General features: G+C 65.8%; 24 protein-coding genes. 16 read left to right on the forward strand and 8 right to left on the reverse strand.

Translation table 11 applies throughout. From position 1 onward, the window contains the following. Positions 1-95 precede the first annotated feature (95 nt). The 8 genes from BMZ48_RS00830 (at position 96) to BMZ48_RS00865 (ending at position 7,932) form a co-directional block, all read left to right on the forward strand. Positions 96-587, forward strand: a complete 492-nt coding sequence (locus BMZ48_RS00830) for a hypothetical protein (protein ID WP_091530137.1) — start codon at positions 96-98, stop codon at positions 585-587. A gap of 50 nt (positions 588-637) precedes the next feature. Further along, the gene (locus BMZ48_RS00835) at positions 638-1,498 is read left to right on the forward strand and encodes a lysophospholipid acyltransferase family protein (RefSeq protein ID WP_091530140.1); all 861 of its coding nucleotides are present in this window, start codon (positions 638-640) and stop codon (positions 1,496-1,498) included. 132 nt (positions 1,499-1,630) lie between these two features. Then, entirely contained in the window at positions 1,631-2,572 is a 942-nt protein-coding gene (locus BMZ48_RS00840) for an ABC transporter ATP-binding protein (RefSeq protein ID WP_091530147.1), read from the forward strand. After that, positions 2,569-3,315 (forward strand): ABC transporter permease, encoded by a 747-nt coding sequence (locus tag BMZ48_RS00845; protein WP_091530151.1) that lies wholly within the window; start codon positions 2,569-2,571, stop codon positions 3,313-3,315. The genes BMZ48_RS00840 and BMZ48_RS00845 overlap by 4 nt, the downstream gene beginning before the upstream one ends. Before the next feature lie 17 nt (positions 3,316-3,332). Beyond that, the gene (locus BMZ48_RS00850) at positions 3,333-4,739 is read left to right on the forward strand and encodes a GldG family protein (protein ID WP_091530154.1); all 1,407 of its coding nucleotides are present in this window, start codon (positions 3,333-3,335) and stop codon (positions 4,737-4,739) included. Positions 4,740-4,758: 19 nt separating this feature from the next. Continuing rightward, on the forward strand, positions 4,759-5,652 hold the full coding sequence (locus tag BMZ48_RS00855; protein WP_091530162.1) for a DUF4340 domain-containing protein: 894 nt from the start codon (positions 4,759-4,761) through the stop codon (positions 5,650-5,652). A gap of 51 nt (positions 5,653-5,703) precedes the next feature. Further along, the gene (mutM, locus tag BMZ48_RS00860) at positions 5,704-6,522 is read left to right on the forward strand and encodes a bifunctional DNA-formamidopyrimidine glycosylase/DNA-(apurinic or apyrimidinic site) lyase (RefSeq protein WP_091530719.1); all 819 of its coding nucleotides are present in this window, start codon (positions 5,704-5,706) and stop codon (positions 6,520-6,522) included. 87 nt (positions 6,523-6,609) lie between these two features. Continuing rightward, a complete protein-coding gene (locus tag BMZ48_RS00865; protein ID WP_091530166.1) occupies positions 6,610-7,932 on the forward strand; it encodes an NADH:flavin oxidoreductase/NADH oxidase family protein in 1,323 nt (440 codons plus the stop codon). Here the strand turns inward: BMZ48_RS00865 and apaG are convergent. After that, positions 7,929-8,315: a Co2+/Mg2+ efflux facilitator ApaG/CorD gene (gene apaG, locus BMZ48_RS00870; protein WP_091530172.1), complete on the reverse strand. Its 387-nt coding sequence runs from the start codon at positions 8,313-8,315 to the stop codon at positions 7,929-7,931. The two genes, BMZ48_RS00865 and apaG, sit on opposite strands and share 4 nt — an antisense overlap. Positions 8,316-8,330: 15 nt before the next feature. Further along, positions 8,331-8,879 (reverse strand): putative Fe-S cluster assembly protein SufT, encoded by a 549-nt coding sequence (gene sufT, locus BMZ48_RS00875; protein ID WP_091530177.1) that lies wholly within the window; start codon positions 8,877-8,879, stop codon positions 8,331-8,333. Between the two features lie 154 nt (positions 8,880-9,033). Here sufT and BMZ48_RS00880 point away from each other — a divergent pair, with 154 nt between their 5' ends. The 3 genes from BMZ48_RS00880 (at position 9,034) to BMZ48_RS00890 (ending at position 11,496) form a co-directional block, all read left to right on the forward strand. Further along, positions 9,034-9,759 carry an SIMPL domain-containing protein gene (locus BMZ48_RS00880; RefSeq protein ID WP_091530180.1) on the forward strand — a complete coding sequence of 242 codons (726 nt, stop codon included), beginning with the start codon at positions 9,034-9,036 and terminating at the stop codon, positions 9,757-9,759. 146 nt (positions 9,760-9,905) lie between these two features. Then, positions 9,906-10,376 carry a 5-(carboxyamino)imidazole ribonucleotide mutase gene (purE, locus tag BMZ48_RS00885; RefSeq protein WP_366449851.1) on the forward strand — a complete coding sequence of 157 codons (471 nt, stop codon included), beginning with the start codon at positions 9,906-9,908 and terminating at the stop codon, positions 10,374-10,376. Positions 10,377-10,404: 28 nt separating this feature from the next. Beyond that, complete coding sequence (locus BMZ48_RS00890) at positions 10,405-11,496, forward strand: 5-(carboxyamino)imidazole ribonucleotide synthase (protein ID WP_091530189.1); 1,092 nt, start codon at positions 10,405-10,407, stop codon at positions 11,494-11,496. 27 nt (positions 11,497-11,523) lie between these two features. On the opposite strand, the gene BMZ48_RS00895 is transcribed toward BMZ48_RS00890, so the two are convergent. From BMZ48_RS00895 to dnaA, 6 genes are all read right to left on the reverse strand, one after another. Further along, positions 11,524-12,468: a DegV family protein gene (locus BMZ48_RS00895; RefSeq protein ID WP_091530191.1), complete on the reverse strand. Its 945-nt coding sequence runs from the start codon at positions 12,466-12,468 to the stop codon at positions 11,524-11,526. Positions 12,469-12,536: 68 nt separating this feature from the next. Beyond that, the gene (locus tag BMZ48_RS00900) at positions 12,537-13,403 is read right to left on the reverse strand and encodes an SDR family oxidoreductase (RefSeq protein ID WP_091530194.1); all 867 of its coding nucleotides are present in this window, start codon (positions 13,401-13,403) and stop codon (positions 12,537-12,539) included. A gap of 244 nt (positions 13,404-13,647) precedes the next feature. Continuing rightward, the gene (gyrB, locus tag BMZ48_RS00905; RefSeq protein ID WP_200769466.1) at positions 13,648-16,131 is read right to left on the reverse strand and encodes a DNA topoisomerase (ATP-hydrolyzing) subunit B; all 2,484 of its coding nucleotides are present in this window, start codon (positions 16,129-16,131) and stop codon (positions 13,648-13,650) included. Positions 16,132-16,205: 74 nt separating this feature from the next. Beyond that, positions 16,206-17,285, reverse strand: coding sequence for a DNA replication/repair protein RecF (recF, locus tag BMZ48_RS00910; RefSeq protein ID WP_091530201.1), 1,080 nt, complete (start codon positions 17,283-17,285; stop codon positions 16,206-16,208). A gap of 26 nt (positions 17,286-17,311) precedes the next feature. Continuing rightward, positions 17,312-18,412 (reverse strand): DNA polymerase III subunit beta, encoded by a 1,101-nt coding sequence (gene dnaN / locus BMZ48_RS00915; RefSeq protein ID WP_091530205.1) that lies wholly within the window; start codon positions 18,410-18,412, stop codon positions 17,312-17,314. 240 nt (positions 18,413-18,652) lie between these two features. Beyond that, positions 18,653-19,975, reverse strand: a complete 1,323-nt coding sequence (gene dnaA / locus BMZ48_RS00920) for a chromosomal replication initiator protein DnaA (protein ID WP_091530208.1) — start codon at positions 19,973-19,975, stop codon at positions 18,653-18,655. Positions 19,976-20,146: 171 nt separating this feature from the next. On the opposite strand from dnaA, the gene rpmH reads away from it, so the two are divergent. The 5 genes from rpmH to mnmE are packed head-to-tail and all read left to right on the forward strand — an operon-like array spanning position 20,147 to position 23,981. Then, entirely contained in the window at positions 20,147-20,287 is a 141-nt protein-coding gene (gene rpmH / locus BMZ48_RS00925) for a 50S ribosomal protein L34 (RefSeq protein WP_091530210.1), read from the forward strand. Positions 20,288-20,307: 20 nt separating this feature from the next. Further along, complete coding sequence (gene rnpA / locus BMZ48_RS00930) at positions 20,308-20,670, forward strand: ribonuclease P protein component (protein ID WP_091530214.1); 363 nt, start codon at positions 20,308-20,310, stop codon at positions 20,668-20,670. Then, positions 20,625-20,900 carry a membrane protein insertion efficiency factor YidD gene (gene yidD / locus BMZ48_RS00935; RefSeq protein ID WP_091530217.1) on the forward strand — a complete coding sequence of 92 codons (276 nt, stop codon included), beginning with the start codon at positions 20,625-20,627 and terminating at the stop codon, positions 20,898-20,900. Before rnpA ends, yidD begins: the two co-directional genes overlap by 46 nt. A 2-nt stretch (positions 20,901-20,902) precedes the next feature. Further along, entirely contained in the window at positions 20,903-22,585 is a 1,683-nt protein-coding gene (yidC, locus tag BMZ48_RS00940; RefSeq protein WP_091530220.1) for a membrane protein insertase YidC, read from the forward strand. 43 nt (positions 22,586-22,628) lie between these two features. Next, a complete protein-coding gene (gene mnmE / locus BMZ48_RS00945) occupies positions 22,629-23,981 on the forward strand; it encodes a tRNA uridine-5-carboxymethylaminomethyl(34) synthesis GTPase MnmE (protein ID WP_091530223.1) in 1,353 nt (450 codons plus the stop codon). Positions 23,982-24,055: the final 74 nt, after the last annotated feature.

The raw sequence follows: 24,055 nt of genomic DNA on the forward strand, positions 1-24,055 counted from the left end.
CCGTCCATCCGCACACGACCTCCGGTCACCACCGCCGGCAAGATGGCACCGTCCGCGCCGAGAATCGGCCTTCCCGACGACATCCGCTTCCAGCCATGGCGATGCACCCCTATCACCTCGCTTTGCGCATCAAGGCGCGCCTGCCGCACACCCAGCGTTATGCCGATGCCGATCCCGCGCGTTTCCGCGACCTCGACACCTTGCTGACGCTGACCGGCCTGGGCCTGGGTCTCGTCCCCTATGCGCTCGACCCGGATGCACTGTTGCCTGCCGCCGGCAGCGCCGTCGCCGGAACGGCGATCGGTTATCTGCTGACCCTGTGGCGGCGCGCCCGCGCGCGTGCCCGCCGCCAGCAGTGGCTGCAACCGGCGCTCGCCGAGATCGAAGCCCTGGAGCGCGACCATCCCCAGGTGCTGCGCACGCTGTCGGCACGTCTGGGACCGTGGCTCAATGCGCATCCGCGGCTTTGCCGTGAGCTGGCCCGCTATCACGAACTGCTGCGCGACCCCGCCCGCTATTTCACCGTGCTCGACGCCTTGATCCGGCACCTGGAACTGGCCGGACCGGCGCCAGCGCTCGCATCCTGAAAACCGCCGTCACGGGCGCGTTTCGGCGCGGATGCGCATAATCCGCGCCCATGCGCATCCTGTTTTTGATCCTGTCCCGCTTGCCGCTGGTCGTCCTCCACGGCATCGGCAATCTCGCCGGCTGGGTGTTGTGGCTGGTGCCCAACGGCCGCCGCCGCACCGCTTACCGCAATCTCGAAGTCTGTCTGCCGCATCTAAGCGCCGGCGAGCGCCGGCGATTGGTGCGCCGCTCCTTGTGCCATGAGGTCAAAACCATTCTGGAAATGCCGGTGATCTGGCTCGCGCCGGAAAAACGGGTGCTCGCTCTGGTCAAGGCCTGGCGCGGCGCCGAGGTCATCGATCAGGCCCTGGCGCAGGGCAAGGGCATGCTGCTGCTGACGCTGCACCAGGGCAACTGGGAAGCCTGCGCGATTCCGTTCTCCCGACGTTACCCGGCCACCGGTTTATATAAACCGCAGAAGAACGCGATCGACGCGCTGTCGCTGCAAGGCCGCTGCCGCTTCGGCGGCAAGATGCTCGCGGCCGAGGGCGGCGTCGGCCGCCGGGTCGTCGAAGTGCTGCAGCGCGGCGAGACGGTCTACTTCATGCCGGATCAGGACCCGCCGCCGGGCCGCGGCGTGTTCGCGCCTTTCTTCGGTGTCGAGGCGCATACCCCGACGCTGGTCGCCAAGCTCGTGCAGAAAACCGGGGCCCGGGTCGTGTTCTTCTACGGCGAACGCTTAAGCTGGGGCCGCGGATTCGTCGCCCACTGGTTCGCCGCCCCGCCGGAGATCTACAGCTCTGATCTGCAAACGGCGGTCGCCGCGATGAATGCAGGGCTCGAACGCTGCGCACGCGACTGCCTCGAGCAGTACTGGTGGGGTTACAAACGGTTCCGCCGGCGGCCGCCGGGTCAACCCCGTATTTATTGATCGACCGCCTTGCAGGCGGACGGGGGGTTCTTACAATCCCGGCTTCACTTTTTGGAACTCGGCGGCCGTTGTGCAGTCACAGCTGCGCCCGGCCGTGCCGGGGCCTCCACCAACAACCATCGAACGAGGGGTATGGATAACGAAGTCCTGATCGAGGCGCGCGCGCTGACGCGCCGCTATGGACCGACCGTGGCCGTCGACAACCTGGATCTGACGCTGCGCAAGGGGGAGATCCTCGGCCTGCTCGGTCCCAACGGCGCCGGCAAGTCAACGACGATGAAAATGCTCACCGGCAACCTCGCGCCCACCAGCGGCGAGGTGTTCATCAAGGACGTGTCGCTGCATGAGGATCCCAAGGCCGCGAAGCGGCATCTGGGCTACCTGCCAGAACAGCCGCCGGTCTATCCGGAGCTGACCGTCGATGAATACCTGCGTTACTGCGCCGCACTGCACGGCGTCGCCAAAAAGGCGCTCGACGCGGCGCTGGATTCGGCCAAGCGCGACTGCGGGCTCACCGACGTGGGGCACCGCCTGGTCGGCAACCTGTCCAAGGGTTATCAGCAGCGTGTCGGCATTGCGCAGGCCATCATCCATCGACCGCCGGTGGTCATCCTCGACGAGCCGACGGTTGGCCTCGACCCGATCCAGATCCGCGAGATCCGCAAGCTGATCAAGGATCTCGGCCAAAACCACAGCGTCATTCTGTCGAGCCACATCCTGCCGGAGATCCAGGCCGTGTGCGGCCGCGTGATGATCGTTGCGCGCGGCCGCGTGGTCTATAACGAGTCGCTCGACGTAACCCGCACCGGGCGCATCGGCGCGATCACCATCGGCCTGCGCCGGCCGCCGGAGCAGGCGGCGCTGGCCGCCATCGCGGGCGTGAAAACCGTCTCCGCGCTCGGCAATGGCCTGTTCCGTCTCGAGCCTGAGAGCGGAAGCGACCCGCGCGAAGCGCTCGCCGACGCCGCGGCGCGCGGCAACTGGGGCCTGTACGAGTTGTCGGCACACACGCACACGCTGGAGGAAATCTTCGTGGAACTGACCTCGCGTGACGAAACGAGGGCGGCGGCATGAGCACCGTGTTCAACATCGCGCGTTACGAGCTGCGCCGCATCTTCCTGTCGCCGCTGGCCTGGGCGGTGCTCGCGGTCGTGCAGTTCATCATGGGGTTTGTCTTCATCAACCTGCTGGTCGAATACGCGAACAGTGCCGGCATGGGCGGCGATCAGTTCGGCGTGTCCGACTATATCGGCGGCTCGCTGTACGGCTTTGCGACGATCCTGCTGCTGCTGGTGATGCCGCTGATGACGATGCGCCTGTTCGCCGAAGAGCGCAAATCCGGCAGTATCACCTTGCTGTTCTCGGCGCCGATCTCCCTGATCGAGATCGTGCTCGGCAAGTTCGTCGGGTTGCTCGGCTTCATCGCCGTGATCGTGCTGCTGCTCGGTGCGATGCCGCTGGCGCTGAACTGGTCCACCAATCTCGACTGGGGCCGATTGGCTGCCGGACTCTTGGGCCTGTTCCTGTTGATGATGGCGTTCGGCGCCGCGGGTCTGTTCGTGTCGTCGCTGACGCGCGAACCGACGATCGCCGCGGTCGGCAGCTTCGGCCTGTTGCTCGTCGTCTGGCTGATCAACATCCTCGCCTACAACGACAGCGTGCCGTTCAAGGAGCTGTTCGGCTATCTGTCGCTGATCAGCCATTACGAAAGCCTGCGTCGCGGCGTCTTCGACACCGCCGATGCGATCTATTACGTCCTGTTCTCGGCGCTGTTCCTGTGGCTGACGGTGCTGCGCCTGGACATGGAACGCAATTGATCGGGGGCTACAGACACATGAACAAGAAGCAAACCCTCATCCAGCAACTCTTGAACGGCGTGCTCGTGCTCGCCGTCGTCGTCCTGCTCGGCTTTCTGTCGGTGCGCTACAAGGCCGAACTCGACTGGACCGCGAACAAGCGCAACACGCTCACCGATGCGAGCGTCAAGCAGCTCGAATCGATGCCTGATCCGATCACGTTCTACGTGTTCGCTCCGAGCGGCGCGGACACCCGGCGCAGTGTCGAGGAGGATCTCGGCAAGTACACGCGGGTGAAGAAGGACATCCGCATCGAGTTCGTCGATCCGAGCACCTCGCCGCAAAAGGTGCGCGAGTTCAACATCAATTTCGTCGGCGAAGTCGTCGTCGAGTACCAGGGCCGGCGCGAGAACCTGCGCGCGACCACCGAGCAGGCGGTGACGACGGCGCTGCAGCGCCTGGCCTATTCGGGCGAACAGTACGTGGTCTTCCTCGAAGGGCACGGCGAGCGCTCGATCCAGGGCAGCACGCCGGATGGCTATGCGCGCTTTGCGCAGACCCTGCGCGACAAAGGGCTCAAGGTGCAAAGCCTCAACCTGGTGCGCACGCCCAGCATCCCCGACAACACCAGCGTACTGGTGATCGCCTCGCCACAGTCGAAGCTATTCGACGGCGAAGTGCAGATCCTGCGCGATTACGTCAAGCGCGGCGGCAACCTGCTGTGGCTCGCGGATCCGGATTTTCCGGCCGGCATCGACGGTCTTGCGCAGGATCTCGGCATCGAGTGGCAGAACGGTTATGCGATCCTGCCGGAGTACCAGCTCCTCGGCACCGGCCATCCCGGCTTCTTCGCCGCGGTCGGTTATCCGCCCAATCCCGTGACCCAGGATCTGGACATGGTCACGCTGTTCCCGCTGGCGCGCTCGGTCAAAAGCCTCGGGGCAGAGGGCTGGACCGCGCAGCCGATGCTGCAGACTTCGGCGGCGGCATGGTTGGAAACCGGCGACATCGCCTCCGGCCGCGTGAGCCTGGATGCCAGCGACATCCGCGGGCCGCTGACGATCGGCCTGACCCTGACGCGCCAGTACACCCCGCCGGCGCAGACGCAAGGCGAAAAGAAGGCGGATGGCGATGGCGACAAGGCCGATGCGGCCACGGACACCACCAAGAGCCGGCCGCAGCGCATTGTGCTGGTCGGCGACGCCGATTTTCTCTCCGACGCCTACGTCGGCGAGCTCGGCAATCAGCAGCTCGGGCTCAACATCGTGCAGTGGCTCGCCAGCCGCGACGCCCAGCTCAACATCGACGTCAAGAAAGCTCCGGATACATCCTTGTACCTGCCGGGGTGGGCGCTGATGAGTATCGCCGGCTTCTTCGTGCTGCTGCTGCCGCTCATCCTGCTCGGCTTCGGCGTCGGCCGCTGGATCGTGCGCCGGCGCAAGTAAAACCACGGGGGTTTGGCCGATGAAACGCGTACACCTCAATCTCGCGCTCGCGGTCGTGGTGGTGGGTCTTGCCCTTGCGGCCTGGTTGGGTCGCGCCAAGCCGGAGACGCTGCCGCCGCTCACGCCGCTCGCGGAAAACGATCTGAAGACGATCACGATCGCGCATCCCGATGCGCCGGTGATCAAGCTCGAAAAACAAGACGGCGAGTGGCGCTTGGTCGAGCCGGTCAAGGCACCGACCGACCCCTTCGAGGTCAGCAGCCTCGTCGGTCTGGCCAAACTCGAGGTCAAGCGCAGCCTGCCGCTGACCGAGGTCTCGCTGGCCGAACTCAAGCTCGACCCGCCCCGCTACACGGTCACGCTCAACGATCAGGTGCTCGCCTTCGGCGACAGCGAGCCGCTCGAGTACCGGCGCTATATCAAGACCGGCGACCGCGTCGCACTGGTCAGCGATCCGCCGAGCGCTGCGCTCGACGCCGACTACAGCGATCTCGTCGCCAAGGAGCTGCTGCCGAAAAACGCCGAGATCCGGCGGATCGAGGTGCCGGGCCTGACCGTGCGCCGCAGCGACGACGGCGCCTCCTGGGTGGCCGAAGGTCAGGCCGATGTCGCGGCCGAGCGGTTACAGCGCTTCGTCGATGCCTGGAAGAACGCGCGGGCGATGTGGAACGCGCGCCGCCCCAGCGATGCTGGCGACAGCGGCGAGGTGGTCAAGCTCACACTCGCCGACGGCGACGTGCTGCTGCGCATCGTCGCGCGCGACCCGCAGCTGCAGATCGACCGGCCGGACTACGGCGTCCGCTACACACTGTCGAAAACCGACGTCGATAAGCTGTTGAAGCTGCCCGACCCACCGCCCGCACCGGCTGCGTCGGAATCCAAGCCGCAAGCGGAATCCGAGAAAAAGGATTGAGCGTTTGCTTCGGCGCGCCGGGCTCCTCGCCGGCGCGCCGGGATGCCGATCATGCCCGAGCTGCCGGAAGTCGAAACCGTCCGCAGGGGGCTTGCGCCCCATCTGACCGGGCGACGCATCGTCCGCGTGGCCGTGCGTGAGCCGCGCCTGCGCTGGCCGGTGCCGACCCATCTCGCCGAGCGGCTGTGCGGCCGGCGCGTCGTCGCGCTCGACCGCCGCGGCAAATACCTGATCGTCACCCTCGATTCGGACGACCGCCTGCTCGTGCATCTGGGCATGAGCGGGCGCCTGCGTGTCCTCCCCGCCGACACGCCGCCGCGCGCCCACGACCACATCGACTGGTGGCTGGACGACGGCCGCCTGGTCCGCTTCCACGATCCGCGCCGCTTTGGCGCCATGCTGCTGTGGCCGGCCGGTGAATCGATGCCTGCGTTGCTGCGTCATCTGGGACCGGAACCCTTCGCACCGGAATTCGACGGCGCCTATCTGTTCCAGCAGTCCCGTGGCCGCACCGCACCGGTGAAAAGCTTTGTCATGGATGGGCGCATCGTCGTCGGTGCCGGCAACATTTACGCGACCGAGGCGCTGTTTAGCGCCGGCATCCGCCCGAGTCGCTCGGCCGGTCGGCTCACGCGCGCCGACTGCACACGTCTGGCCGCGGCGATCCGCGCGGTGCTCGCCGACGCAGTGGCGCTCGGTGGCACGACGCTGCGAGACTTCGCCGGGGCCGATGGCGCATCCGGCTATTTCCAGCAGGAGCTGTCCGTCTATGGCCGCGCCGGTGCGCCCTGCCGCCGCTGTGGCACCACCATCCGCCGTCTCGTCATCGCCCAGCGCTCCTCGTTCTACTGCCCGCGCTGTCAGCGCTGACGGCGCATTGCGCGCCGCTTGCCATGCCGGGCGTGCACGGACAGACTCTGGCCCGCCCCGCGCATATTCGATCAGGAGATCCCGCCGATGACCGGTTTGCTCGCGCAAGCGCTGCGCCTGCCCTGTGGCGCCGTGCTCCCCAACCGCCTGTGCAAGGCCGCGATGACCGAGGGCATCGCCGATCCCTGGCTGCGCGCAACCGCGCGTCACGTCACCTTGTACCGGCGCTGGAGCGAGGGCGGCGCCGGTCTGCTGATCACGGGAAACGTGATGATCGACCGGCGCGTGCTCGAACGGCCCGGCAACGTCGCCATCGACGGCAATGGCGGCTTTGACCGGCTCAAGGCCTGGGCCCGGGCCGGCACGCACGCCGGCAACCATCTGTGGATGCAGCTTTCGCACGCCGGTCGCCAGTCCCCGCGCTACGTCACGAGCGAACCGCTGGGTCCGTCTGCGGTGCAGCTCGAGCTGTTCGGCAACTACGCCAGGCCGCGTGCCCTGCGCGAGGATGAAATCCTCGACTTCATCCAGCGCTTCGCCCGTGCCGCGGCCATCGCGCGCGAAGCCGGCTTCACCGGTGTGCAAATCCACGCGGCGCATGGGTATCTGCTCAGCTCGTTTTTGTCACCGGTGACCAACCGGCGCACCGATGCCTGGGGCGGCAGCATCGAGAACCGTGCGCGCTTTCTCATCGAAACCCTGCGCGCGACGCGCAAAGCCGTGGGCGCCGATTTTCCGATCAGCGTCAAACTCAACTCCGACGACTTCCGCAAAGGCGGCTTCACCCATGCCGAGTGTCTGCGCGTCGTCGAGCTGCTCAATGCCGAATCGGTCGATCTGCTGGAAATCTCCGGCGGCACTTACGAGCAACCGCGCCTGCTCGGCTACGCCGGACGTGCCGACAGCGCCGCCGAACCGCAGCGCGAAAGCACACGCCAGCGTGAAGCCTATTTCCTCGATTACGCGGCGAAAATCCGCACGGTCGCGCGCATGCCGCTGATGGTCACCGGCGGGTTTCGCACGCGTGCCGGCATGGAGGCGGCGCTGGCCTCCGGTGACTGCGCGGTCATCGGCCTGGCACGACCGCTGTGCACCGACCCCGATTTTCCCAAGCGGCTGCTCGCCGGCGAGATCGATGAAGCCCCGCGTTATGAAAAGACCGTCGTGCTCGGGCACAGCCGCTGGCTCTCTGGGGCCTCGCCGATCTTCTTCATCAAGCTGCTCAACGTGCTCGGCCAGCAGGGCTGGTACTACCAGCAGATCTTCCGGCTCGCCGACGGCCAAAACGCCGATCCCCGCCGCGGCCTGCTGCGATCCTTCTTCTACTACCTGTGGGACGAACAGCGCACGGCGTGGAACATGCGTCGCGCCCGCCGCATGCTCGCGGCCGGGCGGATGCCGGCGGATTAGTTGAGGATGCCCGGAACGGCGAGGCGGAACGGATTGATGCGGGCGTCGAAACCCTCGCCGGTCGCAGGCAGGATCATCTGGAATTCACCGTGCATGGTGCCGACCGGGGTGTCGAGCGGGCAGGCGCTGGTGTACTGGAATTCCTCGCCCGGTTTGAGGACCGGCTGGTAGCCGACGACGCCCGGGCCGCGCACTTCCTCGATTCTGCCTTCGCCATTGGTGATGACCCAGTGACGCGACAGCAACTGCACGGTGTCCTCGCCTTCGTTGCGGATCGTGATGTGATAGGCGAACAGATATTGCCCGGCAGCCGGATCGGACTGCTCCGGCACGTAGCGCGGCCGCACGATGATGCGTACACCGCGGGTCAGCGTTTCTGACATGTGCGCGTTTTCTATCTAAAACATGCCGGTCGCGAGCTTGGCCGCATCCGACATCATCGACGGATTCCACGGCGGATCGAAGACCAGCTCGACATCGGCCTCGGCGATCGTCGGCAGCGCCAGGATCTTGGATTTCACATCCCCGACGAGGATGTCGCCCATGCCACAACCCGGGGCGGTGAGCGTCATGCGCACTTTTGCGCGGCGCTGGCCTTCGCCGAGCGGCTCGATTTTGCATTCATAGACCAGCCCGAGCTCGACGATATCGACCGGAATCTCGGGGTCGTAGCAGGTGTGCAGCTGCGCCCAGACGGCTTTTTCGAGCTCCTCGTCGCTGGCGTCGGGGGGCACTTCGGGACCTTTGACCGGCTCCTTGCCGAGGGCATCGGCATCCTTGCCGTCGATGCGGAACAAATGGCCCTCGACTTGCACGGTGAAGCTGCCGCCGAGCGCCTGGGTGATCGCACCGCTGGCGCCTTCTGGCAGTTCGACCTTGGTTCCCTGCGGGATCAGGATGCCGATCACATCCCGACGCAGGGTCACGGGCTCGTAGAGGGCACTCATCGCGGGTCTGGTGGACGGTGGTGCAACCCCGGCGTCCGGTCGTTCGCTCGGGGATGTCGCAAGAGGGACTTAAGTTTAAACTCACCCAGGTGCGCCCGCATCCCTTCAGGGAACGGCGCTTTTCCTGCCTCGTCCTGCACCGTAAACCCTGGCCATGAAATCCTCGCCCCGCCGCGCCGTTTTCTTTGCCGCTCTTGCCCTCGGGATTTGCGGCAGCGCCGCCGCAGCGCCGCCACCGCGGACGCTTTCGGTTTCCGGTCACGGCGAGGTGACGGCCCTGCCCGACCGCGCGCGGCTGACGCTGGCCGTCGACGCACTCGAAACCGAGGTCGGCCAGGCCCAGGATCGGGTCAACCGCGCGGTGCGCGCTTATCTTGCGGCGATCCAGCCGTTGGCCCTCAAGGCCGAGGACATCGCCACCAGCGGCATTTCGCTGCAGCCGGAATATGTCTGGGACGAGCAAACCCGCCAACAGAAGCTGGTCGGCTATCGCGCGCGGCGTGACATCCAGATTCTGGTGCGCAACCTCGACCAGCTCGGCGAGCTGATCTTGCGCGCAACGCCCGCAGGGGTGAACCACGTTACGCCGCCGCAACTGGAATCGAGCCAGGCCGAGCGCTTGGCGCGCGAGGCGCTGTCCCGCGCCGCTTTGGATGCAAAGGCCCGTGCCGAGGCACTGGCGCGGGCGCTGAACGTGAAACTCGGTCCCCCACGTCTGGTGCGCGAAACCGGCTCGGCGGCGCCGGTGCCGTATAAAGTCATGGCGATGCGCGCACAAGCCGAGACGTTTGATGGTGGCAACCAGGAGATGGGGCTGTCCACCGGCGAGATCCGCATCCGTGCGGACGTCGCGGTCGAATTCGATCTGCTCGCGCCCTAGGCTTTTTCCTCATCGCGCGTGTGTGCCTGCGCCGGGTTTGACGCACCGTCATGCGCACGCCGGCCGACGGTGCCATAATTCGCCGCTTTCCCGACCGCAGGTCTGCATCCGTGTCGAAGAAAGCCTCGCCGCTGGTCGGCGTGATCATGGGGTCCCGGTCCGACTGGGAGACGATGGCGCACGCCGTCGAAACGCTCGAAGCGCTCGGTATTGCGCACGAAGCGCGCGTGGTCTCCGCGCATCGCACGCCCGATCTGTTGTTCGAATACGCCGCCAGCGCGCACAAGCGTGGCCTGAAGGCGATCATCGCCGGCGCCGGCGGTGCCGCGCACCTGCCGGGGATGTGCGCCGCCAAGACGACCGTGCCGGTGCTCGGTGTCCCGGTGCAGTCCAAGGCACTCAACGGGCTCGATTCGCTGCTGTCGATCGTGCAGATGCCTGCCGGGGTTCCAGTGGGCACGCTTGCGATCGGCAAGGCGGGCGCGATCAACGCCGCCCTGCTGGCCGCCGCCATCATCGCCAACGAAGACCGTGCCGTCGCACGGCGGCTCGCCGCGTTCCGGCGCCAGCAGACGCAGTCGGTGCTCGACGAAGCGCCGCTTTCGCTCAAGCAGTGATGCCGAACCGGTTTGTGAGATCCGCGCGATGAGAATCGGCATCCTCGGTGCAGGCCAGCTCGGGCGCATGCTCGCGCTGGCCGGCTATCCGCTCGATTTCGACTTCGTTTTCCTCGACCCGGCGACGGAAGCCTGCGCCGCGCCGCTGGGCACGCATTTCCGCGCCGCGTATGACGACGAGAACGCGCTGTCCGCGTTCTGCGGCTCGATCGACGTCGCCACCTACGAATTCGAAAACGTGCCGGCCAAGACCGCCGAGTTCGTCAGTGCGCGCGTGCCGCTTCTGCCGGCACCGATCGCGCTCAGCGTCGGCCAGGACCGCTTGTCGGAAAAAACCCTGTTCGACCAGCTCGGGATCCCGGTCCCGCGCTATCTGCCAGTGAGCACGCGCGCGGATCTGGATCGGGCGGTGCACGCCATCGGTCTGCCGGCGGTACTCAAGACCCGCCGGCTCGGCTACGACGGCAAAGGCCAGGCGGTGCTGCGCACGCCGCAAGACCTCGATGCGGCCTGGGCGCGCCTGGGAACCCAGCCGTTGATCCTCGAAGCCTTCGTCGCCTTCGAACGCGAACTGTCGTGCCTGGCCGTGCGCGACAAAAACGGCGCGCTGGCGTTTTATCCGGTGGTCGAGAACGTGCACCGCGACGGCATCCTGCGCACGGCCACGCCGCGCGCAAACGATCCGCTGCAGACGCAGGCCGAGGAGTATGCGCGGCGCGTCGTCGACCATCTCGGATATGTCGGCGTTCTCGCCTTCGAATTCTTCGTCGCCGGCGGAGCGCTCTACGGCAACGAGATCGCGCCGCGCGTGCACAACTCCGGGCATTGGACCATCGAGGGTGCGGAATGCTCGCAGTTCGAAAACCACCTGCGCGCCATCGCCGGCCTGCCGCTCGGCTCCACCGCGCTGCGCGGGCACTCGGCGATGGTGAATTTCATCGGCGCCGCACCAGACAACGCCGCGCTCGCCGCGATTCCCGGCGTGCATATCCATCATTACGGCAAGACCCCCAAACCACAGCGCAAGGTCGGCCACGCCACGGTCACGGCGGACAGCGCGGCCGAACTCGCCGAACGCCTCAGACGCCTGCAGGATTTGGTGCGCGCCGCCGAAAGCTGAAAGACCGGCTGCGGCGGATCGGCCCGGCTATTCGCCGAAACTGCGCAGCTCGCCGCCGTAGGCCACGGCCACACAACCCGCACCGACGTTCACCGCAGCCGTCGCCGACATCAAGCTGCGCAGGATTTCGATGTTGTTGCGCTGCGCCGCGGCGGCGAGCGCCGGATAGCCCGGCAACTGATCGATGTAGTCGGGATCCCCGCCGTAGCTGACGCAGACGTGGCCGGTGTCGATGCCGTGGTCGATCTGCCGCGCGACGTGCTCGAACATCCTCTCCACGGCGCGTTCGTAATTGCGGACCTTGGCCACCGGCTGGGTCTCGCCGCGGTAGCACAGGATGACCGGCTTGATGTCCAACGCCGAACCGATCGCATAGCTGATCAGCCCCACGCTTCTTTCGCCTTTTTTGATGCCGCGATTGCGGATGTAGTAGAGATCGCCCGGCACCATGTAGCCGCAGATGTTCTCGCGCAGCTCGTCGAGCCGCCTGCGGATGTCGTGGGGATGCGCGCCGGCGCGGGCGAGCTTGGCGGCCTCGGCGACGAGTACCCCGGCGCCGGAGAACAGATTCTTCGAATCGACGATGCGCAGCGCAAACGGACCGGCAATCCCCGCTGCCGCGCGCGCCGGCTTGCAGTCGGCAAGAATCGCAAACGAGGCCTTGGTCGCGTTCTCGAACATCGGGCTGCGGCTCGCCATCGCCGTGATGCAAAAAACGTAGTCGTAGGCCGGCACGATGCGTTCGAAGAACCGCGTGTAGATCGCCTCGGCCGGCAACGGCTGCGTCTCTGCATCGACGCCCTTGTCGGCGAGCTGTTCGGCGTAGAACCGCAAGGTCGCCTGGGGATCGCGGACGTCGACCAGATGCTGCTCGCCGATGCGGATCACGACCGGCAGGATGTCGATGCCGTGATCGCGGTAAAACTCGGGCGGCAGGTCACAGCTCGCGTCGGCGACGACACCGATGCGCATGGAAATTTCCCGTCAACCAAGGACGGCGGCATGTTAGCAAGCCCGCCATCTCTGCCGCTGTTGCCCGGTCAGCCCCTGGCGGGTCCAGCCTCTGGCGTGCGTAACCGCGGCAGATGGAAGCGGCGGGCTAAAAGGCGGTCGCGCAGTGTGCGCGGCAGCCAGCGCGCCAGTGCCGGCAGCAGGTGGCTGCCGCGGCCGATGCGCAGTACGGCCGGCGGCGGATCGCGCAGCAGCGCGGCGACCAGTTGCTGCGCGAATACCTCTGCAGGCGTCGCATGCTGTTGGGAGGCATTGGCGCGCGCGGCGATCGCATCGGCAACCGGGGCGTATATCGAGGCCTTCGATATGGACTCCGGCAGCACGCGGGTTGCATTGGCACCGAATTCGGAGCGGATCGCACCCGGCTGTACGGTGACGACCCGGATGCCGAAAGGCGCCAGTTCCATGCGCAGTGCAGCGGACAGGGCATGCACCGCCGCCTTGCTCGCGCAGTAGGCGCCGGCGAACGGAGTCACCAGGATTCCCGAGACGCTGCCGATGTTGACGATGCAGCCGCGCCGGCGCGCGATCATCCCGGGTAGCAGCGCACGCGTGACCGCCATCAAGCCGATCACGTTGGTTTCGAACTGCGCCCGCAAGGCCTCCTCATCGAGCTCGGCGAGCGGCCCCATTTGCCCATATCCGGCGTTGTTGATGAGCATGTCCACCGCAACGCCTTGCTGCTCCAGCAGCCGGACCAGCGATGCGATGCTGGCACCATCCGTCACGTCGAGCGCGGCAATGTGCATGCCCTGCGCGGCGAGGGGCTGCAGCGCCTCGCGGTTGCGCGCCGTCGCATACACCTGCCAGTTGCGCGCATGGAAGGCCTGGGCGAGCGCACGGCCAATGCCGCTCGAACAACCGGTGATCAGGACAACGGGGCGCGTGCTCGGCATCGTGGGTCGTCGCAAGCAAGGCTGATCGGGCGATTGTGCCTGTTACCGGCGCGCGAGCAAAAGAAAAGCCGCCCAGGGGAAGAGCGGCTTAAGGTGCGATCCCGGGGGGGACCCGGGACTGGAGGAGACTCGGTGCAGCGTTGGGGAGAGCCCTCGCGCTGCGGTGAGCATATTAAACCGCTTCTGTTGCGCCGCAACAACCGAGATTTTCGGATGCTCGATTTAGAATTTCTTGATTGTGCGCTCACAGGTCGAGATTGCCGACCAGCAAGGCGTTCTTTTCGATGAACTCGCGCCGCGGTTCGACCTGCTCGCCCATCAAGGTCGTGAAGATCTGGTCGGCGGCGACGGCATCTTCGACCTCCACCTTGATGAGCCGGCGGTTCTTGGGGTCGAGCGTCGTTTCGCGCAACTGCTCCGGATTCATCTCGCCAAGACCCTTGTAGCGCTGGATGTGCAACCCGCGCCGGGCCTCGGCGATCAGCCAGGCATAGGCGGCATCGAAATCGTCTACGTCCGCGCTGCGCTCCCCGCGGCTGACGATCAGTCCCGGACCGGCGAAGGCCTGCAGCCGCTGGCGTAGCGCAGCGATGCGGCCATATTCAGGGCCGGTGAAAAACTCGGTACCGAAGTGGAACACCTGGGTGTTGCCATGCACGGCGCGCTCGACCTGCACCAACGGTCCCTCGGCGCCGAGGCGGGCCTGCACGGCGAAGCGCCCGCGCAGACCCTCGCCCTGAAGCAGGGCGCGAAAACGTTCCGCCCAGGCCGCAAGGCCGGCGTCTTCGCCCGGCACCGGTGCAAGACGGGCCAGCGTCGTCAGCACGTGGTGGTCGTAGCGGCGGGAGAGCCGCTCGATCAGCTCGGCCACTGCCGCATATTCGCGCAGAAGGCCGGCCAGCTCGGCGCCGGCCACCGCTGGCGCATGCACTCCTGCCTGCACACGGGCGCCGTCGAGCGCGGTTTCCAGCAGCCAGGCGTTGAGCTCGTGATCGTCCTTGACGTAGGTTTCGTGCTTGCCGGTCTTGACCTTGTACAGCGGCGGCTGCGCGATGTAGATGTGGCCGTTTTCGATCAGCGCGAACATATGCCGGTAGAAGAACGTCAGCAGCAGCGTGCGGATGTGCGCGCCATCGACGTCGGCGTCGGTCATGATGATGATGCGGTGGTAGCGCAGCTTCTCCGGCTTGAATTCATCCTTGCCGATACCGCAGCCCAGCGCCGTGATCAGCGTCGCGACCTCTTGTGAGGACAGCATCTTCTCCAGCCGCGCGCGTTCGACATTGAGGATCTTGCCTTTGAGGGGCAGGATCGCCTGGAACTGGCGGTCGCGCCCCTGCTTGGCCGAACCGCCGGCGGAATCGCCCTCGACCAGGAACAGCTCGGATTTGGCCGGGTCTTTTTCCTGACAGTCGGCGAGCTTGCCCGGCAGACCGCTGCCGTCGAGCACACCTTTGCGCCGCGTCATCTCACGCGCCTTGCGCGCCGCCTCGCGTGCCGTCGCCGCCTCGACGATCTTGCCGCAGATGATCTTGGCCTCGTTGGGCCGCTCGAGCAGGAATTCGGCGAGCTTCTCGGCGACGATTTCCTCGACCGCCGGCCGCGCCTCGCTGGAAACGAGCTTCATCTTGGTCTGCGAGGAAAACTTCGGATCCGGCATCTTGACCGAGAGCACACAGGCCAGACCCTCGCGCATGTCATCGCCGGTGATGTCCACCTTCGCCTTTTTGGCGATGTCGTTTTCCTCGATGTACTTGTTGATCACGCGCGTCATCGCCGCGCGCAGACCGGTCAAATGCGTGCCGCCGTCGGCCTGCGGAATATTGTTGGTGAAGCACAGCACCTGTTCCTGGTAGCTGTCGTTCCACTGCATCGCCACTTCGACGGTCACCGGCACCGGCTCTCCACTGCCGACCGGCACACGCGCCACACCGGATGCATGAAATACAGTGGGATGCAGCGGCGTCTTGGCGCGGTTGATGTACTCAACAAAGCCCTTGACCCCGCCAGCAAACGCAAAGTCTTCCTGCTTGCCGGCGCGCTCGTCGATCAAGCGGATGCGCACGCCATTGTTGAGAAAAGACAGCTCGCGCAGCCGCTTGGCCAGAATCTCGTAGTGATATTCGATCTTGCCGAAGATTTCCTCGTCGGCCAGAAAATGCACCTCGGTCCCGCGCCCCTCGGTGTCACCGATGATGCGCAGCGGCGAGACCTCGACACCGTTCTGCACCTCGACCAGGCGGTCCACCGGCACACCCCGGCGGAATTCCATGAAGTGCTTCTTGCCGTCGCGGCGGATCGTCAGCTTAAGCCATTTCGACAGCGCATTGACGCAGGAAACCCCGACGCCATGCAAGCCGCCGGAGACCTTGTAGCTGTTCTGGTTGAACTTGCCGCCGGCATGCAGCACACACATGACGATCTCGGCGGCGCTGCGCTTGGGGGTGTGCTTGTCGTCGAACTTGATACCGACCGGGATGCCGCGGCCGTTGTCCACGACCGAAATCGAATTATCGGTGTGAATGGTGACGACGATGTCGTCGCAATAACCGGCCAAGGCCTCATCGACGGCGTTGTCGACGACTTCGAAGACCATGTGGTGTAAGCCGGTCCCATCTGAAGTGTCGCCGATGTACATCCCTGGGCGCTTGCGCACCGCTTCCAGCCCTTCGAGCTGCTGGATGCTGGATTCGTCGTAAGCGGCGGCAGTGGTGTGATTGGGCGTCATGGCAGCTAGCGGCATGCGAATACGGGATTTTACCATCGCGGCCCGACACGCCGGGCGGTCTGCCGCTGCGGTTTTTAATCGGCGGAAGACGTCACGACGCCGTGTTCCACGTGGAACACGGCGGCATCGAGTTCGCGTGCGAGCACGCCGCTGCGTGTAAACGCCGTGATGAAGGTTTGCCCCGGGTAGGCCTGAATGGCCGCGAGCAATGCGGCCTGATAGGGCTCAGCCAGCTCGGCCGTGAAGTCGTCGATGAGCAACACCGGATGACGCCCGGTGCGACGCCCGATCTCCGTGCACTGCGCCAGCAGCAAGGCCGCGATCAGCATTTTTTGCTGCCCCCGGCTGATCCGGTTTTTGGCGCGGTGTCCGCCAGCACGGATGCGCAGTTCGGCGCGATGCGGCCCGGCCTGTGTCGACCCCAGCCGGCGATCGGCGGTGCGCTGCCGGGCCAGCACCTCGCGCAAAGCCATCGTGCGCGTCCACCCGGGGTATAAATCGAAATGCCACTCACCTTCCCCGATCAAGACCTCGATGCCCGCCAACACGGCGGGGCGGATGGCATCCAGATGGGCACAGCGCTGGGCATCGAGTTGCTCGCCGGCCTCGGCCAGTTCCGGTTCCCAGGCAGCAATCTGGCGGTCGTCGGCACCGGCACGCAGCAACTGGTTGCGTTGCCGCAACGCCCGGCGGTACCGGCGCCATAGTGGCAGAAACTGAGGTTCCACGTGGAACACACCCCAGTCGAGGAAACTGCGCCGGTAAACCGGTCCCTCCTGGAGCATCTTGTGCATACCGGGTTCGAGGATTTGCACCGGCAGTGTGCGCAGCAAGTCCAGGCTCGTCGCGGCCCGACCATCGACGCGGATCTCGGTCTGCTCACCGGCAAAGCGCAGACCGAGCGACTGACGGAGGGCCGACAGAGGATGCTCCACGCGTCCGAACACGAGCCAGCCCGGCCTGTCCGGACCTTCCCACTCCTGCGGCGAGGCCCCGCGGAAGGAACGACCGCGGCCCAGCACATAAAGGATCTCGAGCAGACTGGTTTTACCCGCAGCATTGGCGCCGAAAATGACATTGAGCCTGCCGTGGGGGTGCAGGCTCAATGTCCGGATCAGGCGGAAGTTCTCGGCCTTGAGTTGGAGTAGCCGCATCGCGGCGACGCCTCCTGGCAACGCGCCTACAGGCGCATCGGCATCACCACGTACTTGCTGGAGGTATCGCCGACACCGTGAATCAGCCCGCTGGAATCCGGATTCTTCAATTCCATGACGAAGCGCTCCCCGTCGAGCACGCCGAGCGCATCGAGCAGATAGTTGACATTGAAGCCGATCTCCAGCGGCGCGCCCTCGTAGACGACCTCCAGATCCTCCTCGGCTTCCTCGTGCTCGGGATTGTGGGTTTGCAGCGTCAGCGTGCCGTCCGAAAGACTCAGCCGCACACCGCGGAATTTCTCGTTGGACAGAATCGCGGTGCGTGCGAGTGCCCGGCGCACGGTCTCGCGATCGGCTTCCATGCGCTTGTCGCCGCGGTCCGGGACGACACGCTCGTAATCCGGGAACCGCCCATCGATGAGTTTGGAGGTCATACGCACGGCATCGAGATCGACCTCGATCTGGCCGACACCGATGCGCAGTGTCACCGTCTCCTCCCCTGCATCGAGCAGGCGCTGCAATTCCAGCACCGCCTTGCGCGGCACGATCACCTGGGTCAGCTCGTCGAAACCGGTGGCCACCTGCAGCTCACTCAAGGCCAGCCGGTGGCCGTCGGTTGCAACCGTGCGCACGCGTTGCCGCGCGATTTCGAACAGCATGCCGTTCAAGTAATAGCGCACATCCTGCTGCGCCATCGCAAACTGGGTTTTCTCGATGAGTTTCTTCAGCTGCGCCCGGGTGAGCGTGAGGCTGCGCCCGGCACTGACGCGGCCCATGGCCGGGAATTCCTCGGCGCGCAGACAGACCAGCGAGTAGCGGCTGCGGCCCGATTTGAGCAGGGCTTTGTCGGCGCCGATGTCGAGGCTGATCTCGGCGCCTTCCGGCAAACCGCGGCAGATGTCGAACAGCTTGCGCGCCGGCACCGTCGCGCGGCCGGGAGCCAGGTTCTGTACACGGGCGCGGGCCATCAGTTCGATTTCCAGGTCGGTGGCCGTGACGATCAGCTCGTCATCCTTGAGCTCGAACAGAAAATTCGACAGCACCGGCAAAGACTGTCGCCGCTCGACCACGCCAATCACCGCCGACAGCGCCGACAGCAATTCGTTTCTCCCCACTTGCACTTTCATGGCTTCACCCGATCACAGAAACGATGGACATTTTGGGTACTCCAACAGCAATAAGCCCGCGCCTGATTGCTGAGCAAATCAAATAAAAATTTTGAATTCAAAGTGTTGCAGATGAAGTGCCGAGCGCTTTGTCCCTTGGCCGGTGTCCCAGCAGGCTGTGGATAAACTCTGCATGCGTTTTATCCACAGCTTGTCCGGCGTGACATTCGCGGCTACTTCACTGGCGTCGTACACAAGCTGTCAAACCCCCAACTGGCGTTGAATATTCTCGTAATCCTCGCGGATTTTGAGATCCGTCTCGCGTAGCGCACTGATCTTGCGGCAGGCGTGCAGGACCGTCGTGTGATCCTTGCCGAAGGCCTCGCCGATTTCCGGCAGGCTGTGCTGGGTCAGCTCTTTGGCCAGCGCCATCGCGATCTGCCGTGGGCGCGCCAGCGAGCGGGTGCGCCGCGGCGAGTTCAGATCGCCGATGCGAATGTTGAAGTAAGCCGCCACGGTGCGCTTGATGTTGTCGATCGTGACCAGGCGGTCATAGGCGGCGAGCAAATCCTTGAGCGTCGTGCGTGCGAAGTCCACGGTCAGCGGTTCGCCGCGCAGCCGCGAGCTCGCGATCAGGCGCAGCAGCGCGCCTTCCAGCTCGCGCACGTTGGAGCGCACGCGCTGGGCGACGAACAGCGCGACGTCCTTGGGCAGCGGCACACCGGCGGCTTCCGCCTTGGCGATCAGAATCGCCATCCGCGTCTCCAGATCCGGCGGCTCCACCGCGACCGACAGACCCCAGGTAAAGCGGGACTTCAAGCGCTCGTCGATGCCATCGATTTCTTTCGGATAACGATCCGAGGTCAGCACGATCTGCTTGCGTGCATCGATCAGCGCATTGAATGTGTGGAAGAACTCCTCCTGCGTGCGGTCCTTGTGCGCGAAGAAGTGGATGTCGTCGATGAGCAGGGCGTCCACCGAGCGATACAGGTTTTTGAACTCATCGGTGCGGCCGTGGCGGATCGCGGCAATGAAATGGTTGATCCACTGCTCGGCGCCGACGTAGGCGATGCGTGCCCGCGAGTTGCGCGCGCAGATCGCATTGCCGACGGCGTGCATCAGGTGCGTCTTGCCCAGACCGGAGCTGCCGTAGATCAGCAGCGGGTTATAGGTTCCCCCCGGGGTTTCGACGACGTATTGCGCGGCGGCACGGGCCTGGGAGTTGGATTTGCCTTCGATGAAGTTCGCAAAGGTGTAATCTGGGTTGAGCCTGCCGGTGACCAGCGCCGACGGTGCTTCCTCATCGGTTGCGGGTGCGGCCATGCCCACGCGGGACTCGGCGGAACCCACGCCCAGTTCGACCACCGGCGCGTCGCTGCCGCCGACCACGCGCACCGCGCGCTCGATCTGGGCCAGATAGGTTTCGCGCACGCGCTCGAGCACGAGCCGGTTGGGCGCGAGCAGCAGCAGCCGGCCCTGGCTGACGACCGGGTGCAGCGGGCGGACCCAGGTATTGATGTCTTTGTCCGGCAGCTCGCCTTCCAGCCAGCGCACGGACTGTGCCCAGAGATCCTCTTGATACATGGTGGGTTGTGTCGAAGAAACAGTGGGGCGCGCTGGGGCGGCCGGGGCGGCAGTCTAAGCCTTCACCGGGCAGTTATCCACAGGGTCATCCCGCCCCTGCTTGAAGATACGGCGATCCGACCGTTAAACTCCGCCCCCTTTTTGCTCTATGCCGAATCGTCGGGGATAGTCATGGCCACGAAGCGCACGTATCAACCCAAGAAGCTGCGCCGCAAGCGCACGCATGGTTTTCGCGCCCGGATGGCGACCAAGGGCGGCCGCCTCGTGCTGTCGCGCCGCCGTGCCAAGGGCCGCAAGCGCCTGATTCCTTGAAGCACGGCGCGCCGTGACCCATGGCGCGCTTTACGCGGCGCGCCCGCCTGAGCAAGCCCGGCGACTTCGACACCGCGTTCGAGCGCGGCCGCCGCATCCAGGAGCGCCATCTGACCGCGATCGTCGTCGCCAATGCGCTGGGTCACCCCCGTCTTGGGCTTGCGATTGCCAGAAAGTCCGTCGCTCTGGCCACGCAGCGCAACCGCATCAAACGTGTGATCCGCGAAAGCTTTCGCATGCATCAGCATGAACTGGGTGCGCTCGACATCGTCATCCTCGCGCGGCCCGGCTGCGCGCATGCCGGCGCGGCCGGATTGAACCGCAGCCTGGAGCGCTTATGGTCGCGCATCGCAGCCTTGTCGGCGTCCTCCTCGTCGGCCTGATCCGCGTCTATCAGGTGCTGATCAGCCCGCTGCTCGGCCCGCGCTGTCGCTTCTACCCGAGCTGCTCGCATTACGCCGTCGAGGCGATTCGTGTGCACGGCGCGCTGCGCGGCAGCGCACTGACCATGCGCCGTATCCTGCGCTGTCACCCGCTTCATCCCGGCGGGTACGATCCGGTGCCGGGCACGACGCACCCCTGCGATCACCGCGACCATCCGAACGATCGATAACGATGGAAAACCGACGCTTCATTCTCCTCGCCCTGATCGGCGTCGTGCTGTTCTTTCTGTATCAGGCCTGGCAGAAGGACTATCCGCCGGCGCAGGCGCATCACAACCCGCCGGCGGCGATGCCGACGCCGCCCGGCAACGACGTGCCGGCCGCCGCTGCCGACGTGCCGGTTGCGCCGGCGTCAGCGCCAGCGCCAGCTGCGCCCGCCGTTGACACCGCCACCGGCGGGCGCATCGTCGTCGATACCGACTTGCTGCGCGCCGAGATCGCGCTCGACGGCGGCGAGCTGCGCCGTCTCGAGCTCAAGGCCTACGCCGTGTCGAAGGATCAACCAAAGACGCCGATGGCCCTGCTCGACGATCGCAACGGCCGCTATTTCGTCCTGCAAAGCGGGATCGCCGGCACGCAGGCGCCGCTGGTCACGCACCGCACGCGGTTTGTCGCGGCGCAGGCCGAGTACCGCCTCGCCGACGGCAGCGATACGCTCGACGTGGTCCTGGATTACCGCGACCCATCCGGCTACGCGGTACGCAAGATCTACCGTTTTGCGCGCGGGGATTATCGCGTCGAGTTGATCCATGAGATCGACAACGCCAGCGCTGCTGAGCTGACCGCGAGCCCATATGTGCGCCTGGTGCGCACGCTCTATAAGAGCGGCGATGAACCGCCGTTCGTCGCCACGTTCACCGGCGTCGGGTTCTACGAGCAGAAAGAGGGTACGACGGCATACCGCTTCAAGAAAACCAAGCTCGAAAAGCTCGCCGAGCAAGCTTACGAGGTACGGCAGACCGGCGGCTGGATCGCCATGCTGCAGCATTACTTCGTCGCTGCGATCATCCCGCCGCAGGACGCACCCGCGACCTACGCCGCCAAGCCGGCGAGCGGACAAGGCTACATGACGCAGTACGTCGGTGCACCGCAAACCATCGCCGCCGGTGCACGCACCCGCTTTGCAACGACGCTGTTCCTCGGCCCCAAGCTGCAGGACCGCGTCGCCGATGTCGCCCCCGGCTTCGATCTGACGCTTGACTACGGCATCCTCACGCCGATCTCCGAGCCGCTGTTCTGGTTGCTCGACAAGTTCCACCGCCTCACCGGCAACTGGGGCGTGGCCATCATCCTGCTGACGCTGCTCGTCAAGGCCGCGATGTACAAGCTCTCGGAAGCGCAGTATCGCTCGATGGCCAAGATGAAAAAGTTCGCGCCCAAGATCCAGGATTTGCGCGAGCGCTACGGCGACGACCGCGAGCGCATGCAAAAAGCGATGATGGAGCTGTACAAGAAAGAAGGGTTCAACCCGCTTGCCGGCTGCTGGCCGCTGCTCGTGCAATTCCCGGTGTTCATCGCGCTGTACTGGGTGCTGCTGGAATCGGTCGAGCTGCGCCAGGCGCCGTTCGCGCTCTGGCTCAACGACCTGACCGCACCGGATCCGTACTACGTGCTGCCCGTGTTGTTCGGTGTGTCGATGTACATCCAGCAGAAACTTTCGGGCCAGCAGGCCATGGACCCGATGCAGCAGCGCATCATGAACATCATGCCGATCATGCTCACGGCGTTTTTTGCCTTTTTCCAGTCCGGTCTTGTGCTGTACTGGTTCGTCAGCAATCTGATCGGCATCGCCCAGCAGTGGTATATCACCCGCAAGATCGAACGCGAGGAGGCGGCCCGCGCGGCCAAGCGCTGAAGCACTGCTGTCCGCAGCAATCAACACGGGCGGGCGCGGCAGCATGAACGGGCGGACCGACACCATCGTGGCGATCGCCACTGCGCCGGGGCGCGGCGCGGTGGGCATCGTGCGCGTGTCCGGGCCACAGGCCGCTGCGGTCGCGATGCGGCTGTGCGGCACACTGCCGCCGCCGCGCACCGCAGCGCTGCGCCAGCTCCGCGATGCCCACGGGCAGGCCATCGACCGCGGGCTGGTGCTGCACTTCCCGGCACCGCATTCGTTCACCGGCGAGGATGTCGTCGAGTTACAAGGCCATGGCGGGCCGGTCGTGCTGCAAATGCTGGTCGAAGCCGCCTGCTGCGCCGGCGCGCGGCTGGCGCGGCCGGGCGAGTTTTCTGAACGCGCCTTCCTCAACGGCAAGATCGATCTCGCCCAGGCCGAGGCCATCGCCGATCTGATCGACGCCGGGACACGCGAAGCCGCGCGTGCGGCGCTGCGCGCGCTCGATGGCGCGCTGTCGCAGCGCGTCGAGGCGATCGCCGAGGCGCTGACCACGCTGCGTGTCTATGTCGAAGGAGCGCTCGATTTCGCCGACGAGGATGTGGACTGGCTTGCCGACGCCGCACTTGCGCAGCGTCTGGGCGCGCTGCGCAGCGCACTGGAGCAGTTGCTCACCGATGCCCAGTGCGGCCGGCGGCTGCGCGATGGTCTGACCGTCGCGCTCAGCGGCCGGCCCAACGTCGGCAAATCCACATTGCTCAACCGCCTCGCCGGCGCCGAGGTCGCCATCGTCACCGACATTCCGGGGACGACCCGCGATGTGTTGCGCGAGCCCCTCGATCTCGCCGGCCTGCCGCTGACCTTGGTCGATACCGCGGGCCTGCGTGAATCCGACGACCCGGTCGAACGCGAGGGCATCCGCCGCGCCCGCGCAGCCCTGGCACAGGCCGAACTCGTGCTGTTCGTCGTCGAAGCCGCGCAGGGCATCATCGCCGAGGACGCGGCCCTGCTCGCCGCCGTGCCGGCCGATACGCAGACCCTGATCGTGCACAACAAATGCGATCTTCTGCGGCAAGCCGCCGCGCGCTGGGAGGACGGCGGTCGGGTTCATATCCGCCTGTCGGCAGTCACGGGTGACGGGATTCCGCTCTTGGTGCACGAACTGCACCGTTTCGCTGGTTGGGCTGACACCACACAGGGCGTGTTCACTGCCCGCACTCGCCATCTCGATGCGCTGCGGCGCACGCTCGCGTGCATCACCGAGGCCGAACGCCGGCTCGCCGAACGTGCCGGCGCCGAACTCGCCGCCGAGGAACTGCGCCTGGCCCACGAGGCGCTCGGCGAAATCACCGGCCGTGTGACCAGCGACGATCTGCTGGGCCACATCTTCTCCCGTTTTTGCATCGGCAAATAGGAATACACCGGCGACATCGATGTCATGGGGTCATTGCCGATGTAACGGTGTACCTGCAGCAATCGTCGCTGAAC

Origin of the sequence: Fontimonas thermophila (assembly GCF_900113085.1) — a bacterium.
Classification (GTDB): Bacteria; Pseudomonadota; Gammaproteobacteria; order Nevskiales; family Nevskiaceae; genus Solimonas; species Solimonas thermophila.

Coding starts and splice junctions, on each gene's coding strand:
- BMZ48_RS00830 (WP_091530137.1), top strand. CDS start 96: ATGGCGATGCACCCCTATCACCTCGCTTTGCGCATCAAGGCGCGCCTG.
- BMZ48_RS00835 (WP_091530140.1), top strand. CDS start 638: ATGCGCATCCTGTTTTTGATCCTGTCCCGCTTGCCGCTGGTCGTCCTC.
- BMZ48_RS00840 (WP_091530147.1), top strand. CDS start 1,631: ATGGATAACGAAGTCCTGATCGAGGCGCGCGCGCTGACGCGCCGCTAT.
- BMZ48_RS00845 (WP_091530151.1), top strand. CDS start 2,569: ATGAGCACCGTGTTCAACATCGCGCGTTACGAGCTGCGCCGCATCTTC.
- BMZ48_RS00850 (WP_091530154.1), top strand. CDS start 3,333: ATGAACAAGAAGCAAACCCTCATCCAGCAACTCTTGAACGGCGTGCTC.
- BMZ48_RS00855 (WP_091530162.1), top strand. CDS start 4,759: ATGAAACGCGTACACCTCAATCTCGCGCTCGCGGTCGTGGTGGTGGGT.
- mutM (WP_091530719.1), top strand. CDS start 5,704: ATGCCCGAGCTGCCGGAAGTCGAAACCGTCCGCAGGGGGCTTGCGCCC.
- BMZ48_RS00865 (WP_091530166.1), top strand. CDS start 6,610: ATGACCGGTTTGCTCGCGCAAGCGCTGCGCCTGCCCTGTGGCGCCGTG.
- apaG (WP_091530172.1), bottom strand. CDS start 8,315: ATGTCAGAAACGCTGACCCGCGGTGTACGCATCATCGTGCGGCCGCGC.
- sufT (WP_091530177.1), bottom strand. CDS start 8,879: ATGAGTGCCCTCTACGAGCCCGTGACCCTGCGTCGGGATGTGATCGGC.
- BMZ48_RS00880 (WP_091530180.1), top strand. CDS start 9,034: ATGAAATCCTCGCCCCGCCGCGCCGTTTTCTTTGCCGCTCTTGCCCTC.
- purE (WP_366449851.1), top strand. CDS start 9,906: ATGGGGTCCCGGTCCGACTGGGAGACGATGGCGCACGCCGTCGAAACG.
- BMZ48_RS00890 (WP_091530189.1), top strand. CDS start 10,405: ATGAGAATCGGCATCCTCGGTGCAGGCCAGCTCGGGCGCATGCTCGCG.
- BMZ48_RS00895 (WP_091530191.1), bottom strand. CDS start 12,468: ATGCGCATCGGTGTCGTCGCCGACGCGAGCTGTGACCTGCCGCCCGAG.
- BMZ48_RS00900 (WP_091530194.1), bottom strand. CDS start 13,403: ATGCCGAGCACGCGCCCCGTTGTCCTGATCACCGGTTGTTCGAGCGGC.
- gyrB (WP_200769466.1), bottom strand. CDS start 16,131: ATGACGCCCAATCACACCACTGCCGCCGCTTACGACGAATCCAGCATC.
- recF (WP_091530201.1), bottom strand. CDS start 17,285: ATGCGGCTACTCCAACTCAAGGCCGAGAACTTCCGCCTGATCCGGACA.
- dnaN (WP_091530205.1), bottom strand. CDS start 18,412: ATGAAAGTGCAAGTGGGGAGAAACGAATTGCTGTCGGCGCTGTCGGCG.
- dnaA (WP_091530208.1), bottom strand. CDS start 19,975: ATGTATCAAGAGGATCTCTGGGCACAGTCCGTGCGCTGGCTGGAAGGC.
- rpmH (WP_091530210.1), top strand. CDS start 20,147: ATGGCCACGAAGCGCACGTATCAACCCAAGAAGCTGCGCCGCAAGCGC.
- rnpA (WP_091530214.1), top strand. CDS start 20,308: ATGGCGCGCTTTACGCGGCGCGCCCGCCTGAGCAAGCCCGGCGACTTC.
- yidD (WP_091530217.1), top strand. CDS start 20,625: ATGGTCGCGCATCGCAGCCTTGTCGGCGTCCTCCTCGTCGGCCTGATC.
- yidC (WP_091530220.1), top strand. CDS start 20,903: ATGGAAAACCGACGCTTCATTCTCCTCGCCCTGATCGGCGTCGTGCTG.
- mnmE (WP_091530223.1), top strand. CDS start 22,629: ATGAACGGGCGGACCGACACCATCGTGGCGATCGCCACTGCGCCGGGG.